12 protein-coding genes and 1 pseudogene are annotated in these 17251 nt (G+C 67.6%); 6 read left to right on the forward strand and 7 right to left on the reverse strand.

The features are described from left to right. Positions 1-167 precede the first annotated feature (167 nt). Entirely contained in the window at positions 168-608 is a 441-nt protein-coding gene (locus AU197_RS26730) for a universal stress protein (RefSeq protein WP_156434548.1), read from the forward strand. Here the strand turns inward: AU197_RS26730 and lnt are convergent. Both lnt and AU197_RS24480 read right to left on the reverse strand, forming a co-directional pair. After that, positions 574-2013 (reverse strand): annotated as a pseudogene (gene lnt, locus AU197_RS24475) (apolipoprotein N-acyltransferase); the annotation flags it as partial. The gene AU197_RS26730 and the pseudogene lnt sit on opposite strands and share 35 nt — an antisense overlap. Then, positions 2010-2891, reverse strand: coding sequence for a fructose bisphosphate aldolase (locus tag AU197_RS24480; RefSeq protein ID WP_064406307.1), 882 nt, complete (start codon positions 2889-2891; stop codon positions 2010-2012). The pseudogene lnt and the gene AU197_RS24480, both read right to left, overlap by 4 nt. A gap of 124 nt (positions 2892-3015) precedes the next feature. Here AU197_RS24480 and AU197_RS24485 point away from each other — a divergent pair, with 124 nt between their 5' ends. Further along, entirely contained in the window at positions 3016-4326 is a 1311-nt protein-coding gene (locus AU197_RS24485) for a cytochrome P450 (RefSeq protein ID WP_064406308.1), read from the forward strand. On the opposite strand, the gene AU197_RS24490 is transcribed toward AU197_RS24485, so the two are convergent. From AU197_RS24490 to AU197_RS24500, 3 genes are read right to left on the reverse strand one after another with little or no spacing between them, the layout of a single operon-like run. Next, positions 4327-7491, reverse strand: coding sequence for an AAA family ATPase (locus AU197_RS24490; RefSeq protein ID WP_064406310.1), 3165 nt, complete (start codon positions 7489-7491; stop codon positions 4327-4329). A 10-nt stretch (positions 7492-7501) separates the two neighbouring features. Beyond that, a complete protein-coding gene (locus AU197_RS24495; protein ID WP_156434549.1) occupies positions 7502-8362 on the reverse strand; it encodes an SDR family NAD(P)-dependent oxidoreductase in 861 nt (286 codons plus the stop codon). Beyond that, positions 8356-9027: an MBL fold metallo-hydrolase gene (locus AU197_RS24500; RefSeq protein ID WP_064406312.1), complete on the reverse strand. Its 672-nt coding sequence runs from the start codon at positions 9025-9027 to the stop codon at positions 8356-8358. Before AU197_RS24500 ends, AU197_RS24495 begins: the two co-directional genes overlap by 7 nt. 84 nt (positions 9028-9111) lie before the next feature. Between AU197_RS24500 and uvrA the strand changes: the two genes are divergently transcribed. Beyond that, positions 9112-12021: an excinuclease ABC subunit UvrA gene (gene uvrA, locus AU197_RS24505; protein ID WP_064406314.1), complete on the forward strand. Its 2910-nt coding sequence runs from the start codon at positions 9112-9114 to the stop codon at positions 12019-12021. 68 nt (positions 12022-12089) lie between these two features. Here uvrA and AU197_RS24510 read toward each other — a convergent pair whose 3' ends face one another. Then, positions 12090-13247 (reverse strand): winged helix DNA-binding domain-containing protein, encoded by a 1158-nt coding sequence (locus AU197_RS24510; protein WP_064406315.1) that lies wholly within the window; start codon positions 13245-13247, stop codon positions 12090-12092. Positions 13248-13366: 119 nt separating this feature from the next. Between AU197_RS24510 and AU197_RS24515 the strand changes: the two genes are divergently transcribed. The 3 genes from AU197_RS24515 (at position 13367) to AU197_RS24525 (ending at position 16712) form a co-directional block, all read left to right on the forward strand. Continuing rightward, the gene (locus tag AU197_RS24515) at positions 13367-13840 is read left to right on the forward strand and encodes a lipoprotein LpqH (RefSeq protein WP_064406317.1); all 474 of its coding nucleotides are present in this window, start codon (positions 13367-13369) and stop codon (positions 13838-13840) included. A gap of 62 nt (positions 13841-13902) precedes the next feature. After that, entirely contained in the window at positions 13903-15522 is a 1620-nt protein-coding gene (locus tag AU197_RS24520; protein ID WP_064406439.1) for a hypothetical protein, read from the forward strand. After that, on the forward strand, positions 15519-16712 hold the full coding sequence (locus AU197_RS24525; protein ID WP_064406441.1) for a CHAT domain-containing protein: 1194 nt from the start codon (positions 15519-15521) through the stop codon (positions 16710-16712). The genes AU197_RS24520 and AU197_RS24525 overlap by 4 nt, the downstream gene beginning before the upstream one ends. Here AU197_RS24525 and AU197_RS24530 read toward each other — a convergent pair whose 3' ends face one another. Then, positions 16713-17168, reverse strand: coding sequence for a hypothetical protein (locus AU197_RS24530; RefSeq protein WP_064406319.1), 456 nt, complete (start codon positions 17166-17168; stop codon positions 16713-16715). Positions 17169-17251 lie beyond the last annotated feature (83 nt).

Consider the following 17251-nt stretch of genomic DNA (forward strand, 5'->3'; position numbering starts at 1 on the left):
CGCTCGCCGAATGGATGGGGAAGTCATCGTGATGACCGGGTGTAGGCGGCGTCACCTGGGGCGGCCCAGGGTGACGTTGGGTGCGAAGTAGGACGAAATCGCAGGAAACTGCCACTCGAGCGGCTACTGTTCCGGATGGCAACGGAACTGAAATCGGGAGGATGTGGATGAGCGCCTATCAGACCGTCTTGGTTGGCACGGACGGATCGGACTCGTCGCTGCGCGCGGTCGAGAAAGCTGGTCAGATCGCCGGTGACGCCAAGCTGGTCATCGCAACGGCGTACTTCCCCCAGAACGAAGATCAGCGAGCGGCCGATGTGCTCAAGGACGAGGGCTACAAGATGGCCGGCAACGCGCCGATCTACGCGATCCTGCGCGAGGCGAAGGAACGCGCCCACCAGGCGGGGGCCACGAACGTCGAGGAGAAGGCCATCGTCGGCGCTCCCGTCGATGCGCTGGTGGAGCTCGCGGAAGAGGTCAAGGCGGATCTGCTGGTCGTCGGTAACGTCGGCCTGTCCACCATCGCCGGCCGGTTGCTCGGTTCTGTTCCCGCCAACGTCGCACGCCGGTCCAAGACCGACGTGTTGATCGTGCACACCACGCCGTAATCACCACCAGCGCCGCCGCGATCGTCCAGTCACCCCACCGCTGATACAGGGTCGTCCGCGCGCCCAGCGGGACGTCGACGACGGTGACCCCGCGCTCGGCGGCGGGCTGCCACGCCAGCCGGTGGCCGCGAGCATCAAACGCCGAACTGACCCCGGACAACCCGGCGTGAACCGCGGGGCGGCCCGTTTCGGCCGCGTGTACCGCGGGCATCGCCGCCAACTGCGGCTGCGCCCAACTGCCTTGGTACGACGACGTCGAGCTCTGGTAGACGAGTAGCTCGGCTCCCCGCCGGGCGGCTTCCCGCGCGAGGTCGGAGAACATCGTCTCGAAGCTGATCAGCGGTCCGATCGCGACGGCGTCGGTGTGCAGGACGACCGGTCCGTCCCCGCGACGCCGATCCTCGCCCGCGGCCTGGGTGTTCGACGTGGCCCATCCGATCAGGGACCGCAACGGCACGTACTCGCCGAACGGCACCAGACGCGTCTTGGCATACGAGCCCTGCGTCCCGTCTGGTCCGATCAGCACCGACGACTTGTAGATATCACCCGATGCCGCCCGGGCGTCGACGTTGACCAGAAGCTGCGCACCGACACGCCGCGACAGGGCGGCAAGCCGTGCGGTGACGTCGGGGTGGCCCGCCAAATCCACGCCCACACTGCTTTCGCCCCACACCACCAGGTCGAGTCGCTGCCCGGCCAGCTGTTCGGTCAGCGCCTCGCTGGCGGTCTGTCGCGCCGAGGACTCGGCGATGTCGCCCGGTTGGACGAGGGCCACGCGGACCGTGGGCCCGGGCGTTGGTGCCGGACCCCACCAGAACCAGGCGGGACCCATCGCGAGAAGAAGTGCCGCGAGCACGGCCGGTGCCGCCGAACGCCGCACGAGGGCGGCGACCATTGCGGTGTTGACCGCCACCACGAGGAAGCTGACCAGCCACACGCCGCCCAGGGTGGCGGGCGCCAATGTGGCGGGCTGATTCCACTGCGATGCGCCGAGGACCGCCCACGGCCCGCCGAGCCGGTCCCATGATCGGACCGCTTCTGCCAGCACCCACAGACTGGGGAGCACCACCACGGCGCCGAACGCCCGAGCGGGGGTGACATGGCCGGCCAACAGGCGGTGCGCCGCCCACCCGAAGGGCAGCCACAACGCACCGAGTGCGGCCGCGAGCACGACCAATGGGGGACCGGTGCTCGGCCAGAGCCAATACTGGGTGACGCCGACGAACGCGGCCATCCCCAGCCAGGCTCGCGCGGCGGACTGTCCGGACGTCGGTGCCGCCCGGAGCACGAGCAGAAGCGGTGCCAGCCCGAGCCAGGCCAGATACCACAGGGCAGGTGCCGGAAACGCGAGCGCGGGGAACGCGCCGGCGACGAGCGCCGACGCGTAGCCCCGCAGCGAGATCAGGTGCTCGACGCTTTGGCGATGCTCGCGATCGCCTGGTCGAGCGTGGAGTTGAATTCCTCGTCGCTCTGCTGGGCGGTCAGCCCCTCTGTCAGCGCGCGCGAGAAGCTCGCGATGACACCGATGTTGCGCGCCAGCTTCTCGTTCGCCTCGTCGCGGCTGTAGCCACCGGACAGTGCCACGACCCGCAGTACGTTCGGATGCTCGACCAGATCCTTGTACAGGTTGTCGACGTCGGGCAGTGTCAGCTTGAGCATGACCTTCTTGTCGCCCAGCTTGCCCGCACCTTCGAGCAGCGCCGCCTTGAGCTGCTCCTCGGCCTCGGCCTTCTTCGGGCTCTTGATGTCGACCTCGGGTTCGATGATCGGCACCAGGCCCTTGGCGAGCACCTGCTCGGCGACCTCGAACTGCTGCGCCACGACGGCGTCCAGGCCGGCGCCGGGCAGCTTGATGACGGAACGCTCCTTGGTGCCGAAGACGCCGTTCGCGGCGGCGCGGTCGAGCAGATCGTCGAGGCCGGGCATCGGCTTCATCGTCTGCGCGCCGTCCTTCTCCTCGGCCAGGCCCTTGTCGATCTTGAGGAACGGCACGATGTTCTTGACGTTCCACAGGTAGTCGGCGGTCGGGCGGCCCTCGATCTCGCGGTCCATCGTCTGCTCGAACAGGATGGTGCCCATGATGCGGTCGCCGTCGAAGGCGGGGCTGGTGATGATGCGTGTGCGCATCTCGTGCACGAGGTCGAACATCTGGTCGTCGCCGGAGTAGGCATCCTCGGCGATCCCGTAGAGCTTCAGCGCCTTGGGGGTGCTCCCGCCGCTCTGATCGAGCGCTGCGATGAACCCGGCGCCGCTCTGCGCCTTCTTCAACTGATCGGTGTTCATGTCTGCCCTTTCTTCGTCACCAGGCAATCTATCGAAGTTCGCACGGCCGATCGTCAGATGGCTGCCCAACATCCGATGCGGGCCTTGTCCGGGTGGGACAATTCGCTCGACGGGGAGGTCAATTATGACTGCGACGTTCGCCAGATCAGGAATCGCACCGCGTGAGAACGGTGCCCCGCCCCCGTTCGTACCGCTCGCCGACATCGACCTCGGCTCGCTCGAGTTCTGGGAGCTCAACGACGACGTGCGCGACGGCGCCTTCGCGACGTTGCGTCGCGAAGCGCCGATCGCCTTCTTCGACGCGCCGGAGTTCCCGGGCTTCACCGCCGGGTCCGGACATTGGGCGTTGACGTCGTTCGACGACATCCACCACGCCAGCAGACACCCCGACATCTTCAGCTCCATTCCCACCAGCACGGCGCTCACGGACGTGCCCGCCGAGGTCGCCGAGTACGTGGGTTCGATGATCAGCCTCGACGACCCGCGTCACCTCCGGCTTCGCAAGATCGTCAACCGTTCGTTCACACCCAAGGTGGTGGCGCGCATTGAGGACAGCGTGCGTGAGCGGGCACGGCAGATCGTGACCAAGCTGACCGCCGACCATCCGGACGGCCAGGCCGACTTCGTCGCCGAGGTGTCAAGCCTGCTGCCGCTGCAGATCATCTGCGACATGATGGGCATCCCGGAGGAGGACGAGGCGAGAATCTTCTACCTGACGTCGGTCACCCTCGGTGCCGGCGACGACGAGGTGGTCGCCGGCGGATTCGAAGAGATCATCAGCGCGGTAACGGAATTGGGCCATTACGGCGTGCACTTGGCCGAGGAGCGGCGTGCCCGCCCCGCCGAGGACCTCACCACGAACCTGGTACAGGCGGAGGTCGACGGCGAACGACTGACATCCGATGAGATCGCCTCGTTCTTCATCCTGCTGTCCGCGGCGGGGAACGAGACGACGCGCAACGCGATCAGTCACGGTCTCGTGGCGCTGACCCGGTACCCGGAGCAGAGAGCCAGATGGTGGGCCGACTTCGACGGCCTGGCCGCCACTGCGGTCGAAGAGATCGTGCGATGGGCCTCGCCCATCATCTTCATGCGGCGCAACCTGACTCAGGACATCGAGATGCGCGGCATCGCGATGCACGCCGGTGACAAGATCTCGATGTGGTACAACTCGGCCAACCGGGACGAGACCAAATTCGACAATCCGTGGTTGTTCGATCTGTCCCGGGATCCCAACCCGCACATCGGGTATGGGGCCGGGGGTGCCCACTTCTGCCTGGGTGCCAACCTGGCCCGCCGCGAGATCCGGGTGCTGTTCGAAGAGCTCTACCGCCGGATTCCCGACATCGTCGCCGCCGAGGAGCCGGCCGTCCAGCATTCGGCTTTCGTGCACGGCATCAAACGGCTGCCCGTCGCCTGGTCGGTGCCCGCGTGATCAGGGCATCGCGGCGGCCCACTTCTGATGCCCCTCGTAACCGAGGTCGTCGGCCATCTTCCGATAACGATCTCTGAGTTGGCGGTATCCGGCGTCGTCACCGCGGGCCCGGGCCAGCAATGTTCTCAAGCGCAGGACCCAGATGTCGCAGATGGCCGCTCCGTCGAGCGGTGCGTGCTCGAGCTCGTCGATGGCGGCCTCGGCTTCGGCGGCGTCGCCGTCACACCCGCGCTTGAGCAGCGTGTCGACGAGAAAGCCGACAACCGGAATCCAGTACGTGTACTGCCCGCGGTCCAACATTGTGTCGGCCACGCCGCGGATGAGGGCGACCGCCGCGTCGTAGTCGCCCCGGTTGGCGCGGTCGACCCCGAGCAGGGCGTCCATGAACGTGACCTCGACAAGCATCGTCCGGTTCCTGGTCCAGGCGTCCCTGACCTCGGTGACCATCTGAAGCCCGCGGTCCCAGTTGTCCACGGTGTCCTGATACAGCAGCTGACCACCGAGGACGTACCTCGCGATTTCGCCGGCGTACCCGTAGGCGAACGACTCTGCGGTTGACAACGTCGCTTCGGCCTTCGCGACCGCCGATCCGTCGCAGGCGACCGCGCCGAAGGCCACACCAAGCCCCAGGTTCCACGAGGTGGTGAGGGCGATGGTGAGCGGTTCGTTGCTTTCCTCGGCCAGAGCGAAGGCGGCATCGACGTCGCGCCGCCATCCTCGACGGCCGAACCACCACCCGACCAACCCGCGCATCGCCGTGGCGATCGCGAGGGGCGAGCCCACCACGAGGCCGCCCTTGGTGAGGTCGCCTGCGGCCCACTCGATGGTGGTCTCCGCCCATCGCAATCCGTCTGCCATCTCGCCGTTCTGGACCTTGATGCCGATGGCTCCGAAGGCGGCCTGCGCGATCAGCCCAGGATCGCCGATCGATTCCAGGAGCGCCATCTGCTCGGAGGCCCACCGCGACGATTCCCGTGTCTCACCGCGGAAGTGATGATCCGACATCGGGCCCATCATCGCGACGGCCAGCGACGCCTTGTCTCCCGTCAACTCGCAAAGTTCGCGCAACTCCTCAAAATACGCGCCGCATTCGCGGGCCATCCGCCAGCCGCTCGCGCAGAGAAAGGTGCGTGGCGCGATGCGCATCGCGCTGCGGTCCGGGTCGTCCTCGGGCAGGGTATCGGCGACTCGGCACGCACGCTCCCAACTGAGCAACGCGGCGGATACGTCGCGATTGTTCGACCATTCGGCGGCTCGCATATGCCAACCGAATGCGGCGTGCAGATCGCCTGCGGCTTCGGCGTGTTCGGCGATGAGGGCCGCGTTATCGCCGAGGTTGCCCGCGCTCCGTCGTTCGATGGCAGCGGCCACGCGGCGGTGCAGTTCGGCCCGGTCGGACTTGAGCTGGGCTTCGTAGGCGACCGCGCGAATGAGTGGGTGGTGGAACACGAATTCCGGTTCATCGGTGAACGTGACCTGGTCGATCAACTGAGCCGTCAACAGCTCGGCCGGGCGCGGTTCGATGTCGAGCGCCTTCAACAGCTCTGTGCCGAAGCGTGATCCGACGACCGACGCCGCATTGAGGGTGCGTTTCGCGGCCGGATCGAGTCGGTCGATGCGGGCCGCGATCGTCGCCTGTAGCGTGGCGGGCACACTGACGTCGGCGGCTTCGGCCGTCGACGCATACGCCCCCGGGCGCCCGTGCAGTACGCCGCGTTCCACGAAGTCGCGAATGATCTCCTCGGCGAAAAACGGTGTGCCCACGGCCTTTTGGACGATGGTATGCGTGAGCGCACGCACGGACGGATCCGGTCCGAGCAGGGTAGTGACCAGATCGGCGGTTTCCACGTCGTTCAACGGGCCGAGAGCGATGGTCTGCGTCCCCGGCACCTGGGTCAACGATCCGCGATACTCGGGGCGATACGTGATGATCGTCAGCAGCGGTGTCTGGGGGATGACGGTGAGGAACGCGGCGAGCATGGACTCGCTGGATTCGTCGATCCAGTGGGCGTCTTCGATGATGTAGAGGGCAGGCGTCGGTGTGGCCAGCGCAGCCGAATTCACGAGCGCGATGAGGCGTTGCCGACGGCTGTCGGCGTCGATCCGCGGCGGCTCCACCACAGGGTCGGCGATGCCCAGCATGTCCTCGAGAAGGGCTACGTCGTCACGGCCGGCGTCGGGGAAGGTCCCCGCTTCGATCAGGGCACGGGCAGACGACGCATCCAGGTGCTCGACGCCGGTCGCCGCCCGCAGCAGCCGGGCCACCACGTGGAAGGGCACCTGGGTGGTGTGTGATTCGCAGACCGTCGTGTACACGGGCACTCCTCGGCTGACCGCGGTCGCCGCGAGTTCACGTGTGAGCCTGCTCTTGCCGATGCCGGGAGGTCCGGATACGCCGACGACGGAGCCCTGACCGTCGATCGCCCTGTCCAACAGCCCCTCGAGGGCCGACTTCTCCCAGCGCCGCCCGACCAGTGCGGTCTCGGATCGCAGCGGGCCCTGCCCGCGGCCGATGCTCAGCAGCCGCCGGGCGGGTATTGGTTCGCCGCCGCCCTTGACGTGCACCGTCTCCGGTGCATCGAGTGCCGCCACCGACTCCACCAGGCGCGCTGTCGACGCGCTGAGCATCACCCCTCCCGGCGGGGCCGTCGACTCCATCCGTTGAGCCAACCCGACGTGCTCCCCGACTGCGGTGTAACCCAAAGCGCCGGAACCTATTTCACCGGCGATGACTTGTCCGGAGTTGAGGCCGATGCGCAGTTGCAGGTCGACACCGTCGCGCTTGCCGACGTCGGCGGCGACGGCGTGCATCTCGGCTTGAATGCCCAGCGCTGCCAGGCACGCGCGCACCGCGTGATCCTCCAGTGCGAGGGGTGCACCGAAGACGGCCATGATGCCGTCGCCGGTGAACTTGTCGACGGTTCCGCCGTAGCGTTGGACGAGGGAACCCGCTACGTCGACGAGTTCGGCCATGATCTCGCGCAGCCGCTCGGGGCCGACCGTCCTGGCGATGTCCATCGAGCGCACCACGTCGGCGAACAGGACCGTCACCTGCTTGTATTCGGCCGCTCCCGCGGCACGGGTCAGCGGTGTTCCGCACTCGCTGCAGAACTTGGCCTGCGTCCCCACTTCGGTTCCGCACGACGGGCACCGCGCGGCGTCCACACCATCAGTGTCACCGCAATATGCGGTCGAATTGCCTGATCGGATGAATTCCGTGCAGGTCGCGGTACGACGGCGGTTCCCGACCCCCGGCATCTTTGATCCCGTACTCCGCCGCCAGCTCAGCTCCGATGAAGGTTTGGCCACTCTTGTCCAACAGTTGGGGGTCGTTGAACAGGGCCCAGATCAGATGCCCGGTGAACTCCGGTGTCTCCGTGTTGTCGAGCAGGTGAGCGAGCTTGTCGGGTGCGGCTGCGAGCAACTGCTTGAAGCGTTCGGTCAGCAGGACACCCATCCAGATCGACGCCGTCGCGATGCCGAAGTCGCGGAAGTCGACCGCCATGTCGGCGGCCATCTTGTCGGTGCCGGCTTTGTGGACGCCGTATGCCGGGCCGAACACGTAGTGGGCCGCACCGGGCGCGGAGGTGAACACCACCAGCCCGCGGCGCTGCGCCAGCATCAGCGGGGCCGCGTACACCGTCGCGACGTAGCTGCTGCGCAGGCCGACCCTCAGGGTGTCGATGACGTGGACGGGCTCTTCCCAGAACCGGGTTCGACCCATCATCTCCTCGCGGATGATCACCGCGTTGTTCACCAGTAGGTCCAGCCGGCCCTGCTCCCGTTCGACCCGTTCGAAGAGGGCCTTCGTCTGTTCGTCGTCGGCATGGTCGACGCGGACGGCGATCCCGGTGCCGCCGGCGGCCGTCACCAGCTCGGCGGTCTCGTGAATCGTGCCGTCGAGCACGGACTCGTCTGCGCGCTCGGTGCGCCCCGTGACATACACCGTGCAGCCGTGCCTGCCGAGCGCGTGCGCGATGCCGCGTCCGGCGCCGCGGCTGGCACCCGTGACGACAGCGATGGGCGCGTCTACCAACCGCGTTCTCTCCACTCGGCCAGGTGCGGGCGCTCCGTGCCGAGCGTGGTGTCGTCACCGTGGCCGGGATAGACCACCGTCGAATCGCCGTACACATCGAACACGCGGCGGGTCACGTCGCCGAGCAACTGGTCGAAGGCGCCGTCCTCCCATGTTTTGCCGACACCTCCGGGGAACAGGCAGTCGCCGGTGAACAGGTGGGTCGCCTCGTCGGCGCCGTCGAGCGCGAGCGCCACCGAACCGGGAGTGTGGCCCTGCAGGTGGATGACGTCGAAGCTCAGCTCGCCGATGTCGACTGTGTCGCCGTGGGCGAGGAGCCGATCGGGCCGCACCGGCAGCGGGTCCGCGTCGAGTTGGTGCGCGGCCGTGGGCACCCCGGTGACCTTGGCCACTTCTTCCAACGCCTGCCAGTGATCGAAGTGCTGGTGGCTGGTGACGATCAAGGACAGTTTCGGGGCGTGCTTCTCGATCAGCTCGAGCACGATCGGGGCATCGTTGGCGGCGTCGATCAGCAGGGTTTCGCCGGTCCGGGAACACGTGACCAGGTACGCGTTGTTGTCCATCGGGCCGACCGAGACCTTGACGATCGAGGCGCCGGGAAGCGTGCGCCGGGCCCCGGTCCCTGGTTCGACATGGCCGGTGTAGTTGTCGTCGACGACGGTCATGTCCTCACGGTATCCGCCTCGTCTGGGGCTTGTCGGTGGGTCCACATAGAGTGGCTTTGAACTATCTCTTCGGGAGGGAACCGGGTGGCTGACCGCCTTGTCGTCAAGGGTGCGCGCGAGCACAACCTGCGAAGTGTCGATCTTGATTTACCACGCGAGGCGCTGATCGTCTTCACCGGGCTGTCGGGTTCGGGGAAGTCGTCGCTGGCCTTCGACACGATCTTCGCCGAGGGCCAGCGCCGCTACGTCGAGTCGCTGTCGGCCTATGCCCGCCAGTTCCTCGGTCAGATGGACAAACCCGACGTCGACTTCATCGAGGGGTTGTCCCCGGCGGTGTCCATCGACCAGAAGTCGACCAACCGCAACCCGCGGTCGACGGTCGGCACCATCACCGAGGTCTACGACTACCTGCGCCTGCTGTACGCCCGCGCGGGCACCCCGCACTGCCCCATCTGCGGTGAGCGCATCGCCCGGCAGACGCCCCAGCAGATCGTCGATCAGGTGCTGGCCATGGACGCGGGGCTGCGTTTCCAGGTGCTCGCACCGGTGGTGCGCACCCGCAAGGGCGAGTTCGTCGACCTGTTCGACAAGCTGAACACCCAGGGCTACAGCCGCGTGCGGGTCGACGGGGTGGTGTATCCGCTCACCGACCCGCCGAAGCTCAAGAAGCAGGAGAAGCACGACATCGAGGTGGTCGTCGACCGCCTGACGGTCAAGGCCAGCGCCAAGCAGCGGCTGACCGACTCGATCGAGACGGCGCTGAACCTCGCCGACGGCATCGTCGTGCTGGAGTTCGTCGACCGCGACGACGACCACCCGCACCGCGAACAGCGGTTCTCCGAGAAGCTGGCCTGCCCCAACGGTCACCCGCTGGCTGTCGACGACCTCGAGCCGCGGTCGTTCTCGTTCAACTCGCCCTACGGCGCCTGCCCCGAATGTCTGGGCCTGGGCATCCGCAAGGAGGTCGATCCCGAACTGGTCGTGCCGGATCCGGACCTGACCCTGGCGGAGGGGGCCATCGCGCCCTGGTCGATGGGGCAGACCGCGGAGTACTTCACCCGGATGCTGGCGGGGCTCGGCGATGCGCTCGGGTTCGATGTGAACACGCCGTGGAAGAAGCTGCCCGCCAAGGCGCGCAAGGCGATTCTCGAAGGCTGCGACGAGCAGGTGCACGTGCGGTACAAGAACCGCTACGGCCGAACCCGTTCGTACTACGCCGATTTCGAGGGCGTGATGGCGTTTTTGCAGCGCAGGATGGAGCAGACGGACTCCGAGCAGATGAAGGAGCGTTACGAGGGCTTCATGCGCGACGTGCCCTGTCCGGAGTGCGAGGGCACGCGGCTCAAACCCGAAATCCTCGCGGTGACGCTGACGGCGGGCGAGTTCGGCCCGAAGTCCATCGCCGAGGTCGCCGAGCTGTCGATCGCGGAGTGCTCGGAGTTTCTCAACGCGCTGACGCTGGGTGCACGCGAGCAGGCCATCGCGGGCCAGGTGCTCAAGGAGATCCAGTCGCGGTTGGGCTTCCTGCTCGACGTCGGCCTGGACTACCTGTCGCTGTCGCGGGCCGCCGCGACGTTGTCGGGCGGTGAGGCGCAACGTATCCGGCTCGCCACCCAGATCGGGTCGGGGCTCGTCGGAGTGCTCTACGTGCTCGACGAACCGTCGATCGGGCTCCATCAGCGGGACAACCGCCGGCTGATCGACACGCTCGTCCGGTTGCGGGATCTGGGCAACACGCTGATCGTCGTCGAGCACGACCTCGACACCATCGCCCACGCCGACTGGGTCGTCGACATCGGTCCGGCTGCGGGTGAGCACGGCGGTCAGATCGTGCACAGCGGGCCCTACGACGAGCTGCTGAAGAACCCGGAATCGCTTACCGGAGCGTATCTTTCGGGCAAGGAAGAGATCGAGGTGCCGGCGATCCGGCGGCCGGTCGACAAGAAGCGGTTGCTGACGGTCGTCGGCGCCCGCGAGCACAACCTGCGTGAGATCGACGTGGCCTTCCCGCTGGGGGTGCTGACCTCGGTCACCGGTGTTTCGGGGTCGGGTAAGTCGACGTTGGTCAACGACATCCTGGCGTCGGTGCTGGCGAACAAACTCAACGGGGCGCGACAGGTGCCGGGCCGCCACACCCGCGTGACGGGGCTCGACAAGCTCGACAAGCTGGTTCGGGTCGACCAGTCGCCGATCGGGCGCACACCGCGGTCCAACCCCGCCACCTACACCGGCGTCTTCGACAAGATCCGCACCCTATTCGCGGCCACCACCGAGGCCAAGGTGCGCGGGTATCAACCCGGGAGGTTCTCGTTCAACGTCAAGGGCGGTCGCTGCGAAGCGTGTTCCGGTGACGGCACCATCAAGATCGAGATGAACTTCCTACCCGACGTGTACGTCCCGTGCGAGGTGTGCCACGGCGCCCGGTACAACCGTGAGACGCTCGAGGTGCACTACAAAGGCAAGACCATCGCCGAGGTCCTCGACATGTCGATCGAGGAGGCCGCCGAGTTCTTCGCCCCGATCACCTCGATCCACCGGTATCTGAAGACGCTCGTCGACGTGGGCCTGGGTTATGTGCGCCTCGGCCAGCCGGCCCCGACGCTGTCCGGTGGTGAGGCCCAGCGCGTGAAGCTGGCCTCCGAACTGCAGAAGCGGTCGACTGGCCGCACGGTGTACATCCTCGACGAGCCGACCACCGGCCTGCACTTCGAGGACATCCGCAAGCTACTCAAGGTCATCAACGGCCTTGTCGACAAAGGCAATACGGTGATCGTCATCGAGCACAACCTCGACGTGATCAAGACCTCGGACTGGATCGTCGACATGGGGCCCGAGGGCGGAGCGGGTGGCGGCACCCTCGTCGCGTCCGGGACGCCGGAGGACGTCGCGGCCAATCCCGACAGCTACACCGGCCACTTCCTCGCCGAGTGCCTGGGTGTCGCACGACCGAAACCCAAGGCGCGCAACGGGAAGCGCAGCAAGGTCAGCGCTTAGCGCCTTCACCGAGAATGCGGTTTCTGACGGGATTCGGTCGAAATCCGTCAAAAAGCGCAGTCTCGGCGCTAGCCCTTGGACAGCGGCGACGGGAAGCGCGGGCTGACCCGTACGCCGTCGAGCCAGTCGGTCAACTCGTCGGCCCGTTTCTGCAAGCGGGCCTGTGCCGAGCGGCCGACGTCCTCGAGCAGTCGCACCTCGACCCGCCCGGCGCTGTCCTGACCCCACGCACCGACGATCCTGCCGTCGCACCATGCGGTGGGCCCGCCGTTGCCGTTGCGGTCGAACACCTGCGCCCGATGCGGCCCGAGGTACCAGTCGCGGTCGAACCAGCCCATCGTCGTGACGTCCAGACCCGGTAGCAGCGCACACCACGGTTCGGCTTCGGGTTCGACGTCGAGATCGTCGGCCAGGGCAAAGCCCGGTGTGCCGTCGAGATCCACCTCGACCGCGCCGACATCCCGCAACGCCTCCCGCGCCCACGTCAACGTGTTGCCGAACCACCACTTGACATCGGTCACGGTGGCCGGGCCGAACGCTGCGAGCCAGCGGCGCACGAGCTCTCCGCGGGCCGTCCGCGGGTTGACCGCATCGGCGGCGTCGATCCAGTCGCCGGTGGCGACCCAACGCGGCCGGGATGTGGTCCACTTCCCGTCGTTGGGGCCACGCATGATGTCGCCGCACACCGCCAACACGGTCAAGATGCGCGGCGCCAACGGGGTCTCGCCGCCCCAGCGCTTACCCGGGGCCGGGTCCCAGAACCCCGCCAACTCGGGCAGCGCCTCGCGCAGGTCCTTGGCGCTCGTCGGGCCCCGTTCGCTCAGGTGCCGAAGGACCGCACTGCGGGCCGCGTCGAGCCACGCGTCGGGATCGGTACAGAGACCGGCTTTCTGCGCATCGGCGAGGAGTCGCCGACGCTCGGTCTCGGCGACTCTGTCGCTTGCCGCCGATTGGATCAGCGGCACGTCGCCGGCACGTACCGTCCACAGCGTCCTTCGCATCGCCAGATGCTTGACCAGCGTGCGCCGCTCGTAGAGTTCGGCATCCAGATCGGCCACTCCGAATCCCGGGAGGCGCGCCCACAGCGACAGGAACGGCGTTGCCGGATCGGTCGCGTGCAACCCGAGCACACCGCCGACGACAGCTCCGATGGAGTCCGCGAGCGCACCGAGGAAGTGCCGACGGGCGAGCCGTGCCCGCCGCTCGTCGATCGTGAATCTGCGCATCGCCTGCGAACCGTACCGTCGGACGCCGACAAAGTTTGGGATCGGTAGCGACCGGCGCGGTTTTGACTTACCGCCATGACGGGCGCCATCGGGGCGACGTCCGAATGAAGGGAAGATCGATGAATCGCGTTGTTGTGGGTCTGATGGGACTGGTCGCCGGCGCCACCGTGCTGGTGGGCTGTTCAGACGACAAGGGAAGTGCCCCCGCGGCCAGCGCGGCGGGCGTGAGCAGCGGTGGCAGCACCGAGGTGAAGGTCGACGGCAAGGATCTCGCGGGCTTGGACCTCAACACCGTCACATGCGTGAAGCAGGGCGGCCGCATCAACGTCGCCAGCGGCGCGGTCGGCGGTCAGCAGGGCTTGGGCATCGTGATGAGCGATGAAGCGAATCCGAAAGTGGAGTCGCTGGGCATGGTGGTCGACGGAAACGCCCTCGCGGTCACCAACACCATGGGCGCCAAGGTCGGTTCGGCCGAGGTGAAGGTGGACGGCGACACCTACACCATCACCGGCGAAGCGACCGGCGCCGACATCTCGAACCCGATGGCAGGGTCGATCACCAAGCCGTTCACCGTCAAGGTCAACTGCAGTTGAGCGATCCCCCTCCTGAAGCGGCGGGCGTGCCAGGCATGCCCGCCGCTTTCTATGATTCGACCGTGGCGATCCCCGCGGACCTCGAGCGTGCCCGTCACCTGGCCTTCGCCGCCAACGAAGAGGCGGCCAAGGATCTCCTGCTGTCTCTGGTGCCGCAGATCGAGCAGGCCGGCCGCGACGACTGGATGCTCGAGGTGTACTCGCTGCTCGGCGAGATCTACCTCGTTCGCACCGCGTACAGCGGCACCGAGGAATGCCTGAACCGCATGCGTGAGCGCCTGGCCGTCTATTCGGCGATACTCGCGGGCACCAGGCCCGAGGCCGCGGCACCGGTGACGATGCCGACGGCCGAGATCGAGTTGATGGTGCGCCGGCACTGGCGGCGGGCACAGTTCCTACAGACCGGACTGGCTGCCGCGCACGGGGACCATGAGACCGCCGAGGCCGCGCTGATCGCCCTGACCGACGACGAACCGGTGGCCGAACTCGCCGCCGAACACCGGTTCCTGATCACCTACGCCGAGATCCTCTGCGCGGTCGCGCTGTGCGACGACGACCTGCACGTGAAGTCGATCCCACTGTGGGAGCGCGTGATCGACGTCATCAATCGGCCGGGCGACGGTGGACAACACCACGACCACCTGCTCGTCCAGGGAGCTACCGGCTACGGCAGGTTCTGCGTCGAGACCGGCCGACTCTCAGAAGCCGAGCCCTGGCTGCGGCGGGCCGGGGCACGCGCCGAGTCGCGCGGCTGGCGGCTGGCCGTGGCGCGCACCCAGCTCGAACGCGCGACGGCGGCGTGGACCGCGGGGGACCGGCCGCAGGCGCAGACATTGGTCCACGAGGCGTATCCGGCCATCGCCGAACATCTTCGTGCACACGACGTCTCGCGGTGCTGGCTGTACTTCGGTCTGATCAGCATCTCGGTGAACGCGCTCGATGACGCCGACGAACGACTCGGCCACGCCGAACGGCACTGGCGTGAGATCGAGAAACCACTGCACATCCACCGGATCCTGTTGCAGCGCAGCTGGGTAGACATCTTCCGCGGAGACTTCGCCGCAGCGCTCGAGCGCGTCGAAGAGGCGCGCGAACTGCTCGACGCATGGCCGCGGCACAGCTGGCTGCAGTACGCCCGCCTCGACGACCAGCTCGGCAACGTCTGGCGGGCCGATGCACTGGCCGATCCCGCCCATGCGGCCGAAAAGCTGGAGAAGGCCGCCGAACTCAAACTTCCCGCCGCGATGGCCGTCGACTCGGTGCGGTACTCGATTCCCGACGCCGATGCCCGGATGCGCTGGGCGACCTACGTTTCCGCCCCGATGCTCGCCGGTGCCTTCGCCGTCGCATGGGCGTGGGGCAACACCGAGCTCGTCAGCGAGCTCATCGAATACCACAGCGCGCGGGGCACGTTCACCGCCGAACCCACTTCCGCCGATGCCATGGACTGGGCGGGTACCGCCACAGCGGCCGTGCCGGTGGAGTCCGCCGACGAGTACGCGCTCGTCGCCGCCGGACCAGCGGTCACTTCAGGTGCGTCGCTGACCCGGCTGGGACCGTTGCCGCCGCTTGTGATGGACCCTGCCACCGCACCGATCATCGGCCGCTACCGCACGCTGGCGGCTGAGCGTTACGGCCGCGATGTGACCGCGGACGAGCCCGCGTGGTACACGTGGCCTTGACCGAAACTCTCGTCCTGCGCTTCGCCGACGTCGGGGTGGCGACGTATGCGGCCCTGCGGGTCGTCGGCGACCCGTCGAAAACGGTCACGTGGGTGGTCGAGCAGCCGGACCTCATCGCAGCGGAGCAGCGGCTGGCCCAGGCCCTGCCCGACCCGGTCGGCGCCGAGACCCGCCTCGACGCCCTCGACCGCGCGATCACCAAAGCTGCATTCGCCTCGCCCACAACCGAATTCGAACTCGCGCGCGCATTGGGCACGCGGCTGATCGCACCCGCTGCCTGGCAGCTGCTTGTCGAGCATGCGGCGTCACCACGCGCGACGCTGTTCGTCTCGCCGAGCGCACGGCTGGCGAGGATGCCCTGGGGTCTGCTGGCGGCGCCGCACGACGAGGCCACCAGGTTGATGGAGCTGGTCGAGGTCATGATGGCTGTGCCACCCAACATCGTCAATTCACCGCGGGCCCCGGCGGATTGGAACACCACCAGCGACCACGCCGTTCTGTTGGTGCTCGACCCGCGCGTTCCCGGCCAGCGCCCGGACGCGGCGTTGGGCTCTGTGCTCGGCAGACCGTCACCCGACACCGTGCTGGCCCGCCATTTCGCCGAGTTCGCCGACCGTCGCGCGGTGCTGCCGGACGTACCGGTCATCGTCGATTTGTTCCGGCGCACCGACGCCGACCGGGGTTGGCTCGCCGGTCAACTCGCCCGGCGGCCCAGCCGCATGGTGTACGTCGGTCACGCAACCGCCGCCGACGGCGAGGCCGGCCACGCGGACCGCGCCGCACTGCACCTCGCCGAAGAGTGGCCGCTGACCGCGGGTGAAATCATGGCCGCGAGATTGCCCTTCCCGCCGCGGGTTGCTCTGCTGGCGTGCGCATCCGGCGGGGACTACCAGTTCGACGAGGCCAGTGGGCTGGTGGCGGCGATGGTTCTGGGTGGTGCCCAACTGGTCACCGCCACTTTGTGGTCGTTACCGACGACGGCGGGTTACCGGCAGTTCGCGGCGTCGGATGCCGACCCGATGAGCGAGGTGATCGTCGCCGTCGACCGCGCCCATGAGGCCGACGAGGCCGGCCGGGCGGTGAACCGCTGGCAGCGACAACGGATGCGCGACTGGCGCGGTGGCGATCTGACCGCCAGCCCGCTGTACTGGGCGTCGTTGGCCAGTTTCGCCGTCGACGGCGCCCGCTGATCACACCGGCGCCACGCAGATCGCGACGGCGGTCTCGTCGCCGGGACGGTAGTAGGTGTCGATGACGCTGCCGGGGGAGACCTTCACGAGCGCAGATGCCGGCACCAGGGCGGTCTCGCGGGCGGGAAACTGCCCGCCTCCAAGCTTTTTGACCATCACATCGAGCTCGACCTCCCGGCAGCCCTCGAGCGCCTGTCCGGTGGGCCGCATCGCGGTGACGACCGCTCGTGATCGGATACCGTTGCGGATCAACTCGAGTCGGTCACGGGTGAGCAGGCCTTTTCGCACCATCGTCCGGTCGAACTCCGCTCGCGCGGCGAGGATGTCATCGGCGGTGGCCAGGCGCTCGTCGGCCTCGCCGGATTCCACGAGCGAGAGCTTCCAAGCCGGTAGTAACGAGGCGGCCGTCGTGCCGATGTAGATGATGCAGAGGAACGCGAACAGCGCAGTGAACATGACCTAAGGGTCGGGCGGCCGCGCGGCTACCGAACCCAACTTTCCTGCTGTCCACAGCCGGGACGTGCTTCTATCCTGTCCTG

Source organism: Mycobacterium sp. IS-1590, from assembly GCF_001500025.1.
GTDB lineage: Bacteria > Actinomycetota > Actinomycetes > Mycobacteriales > Mycobacteriaceae > Mycobacterium.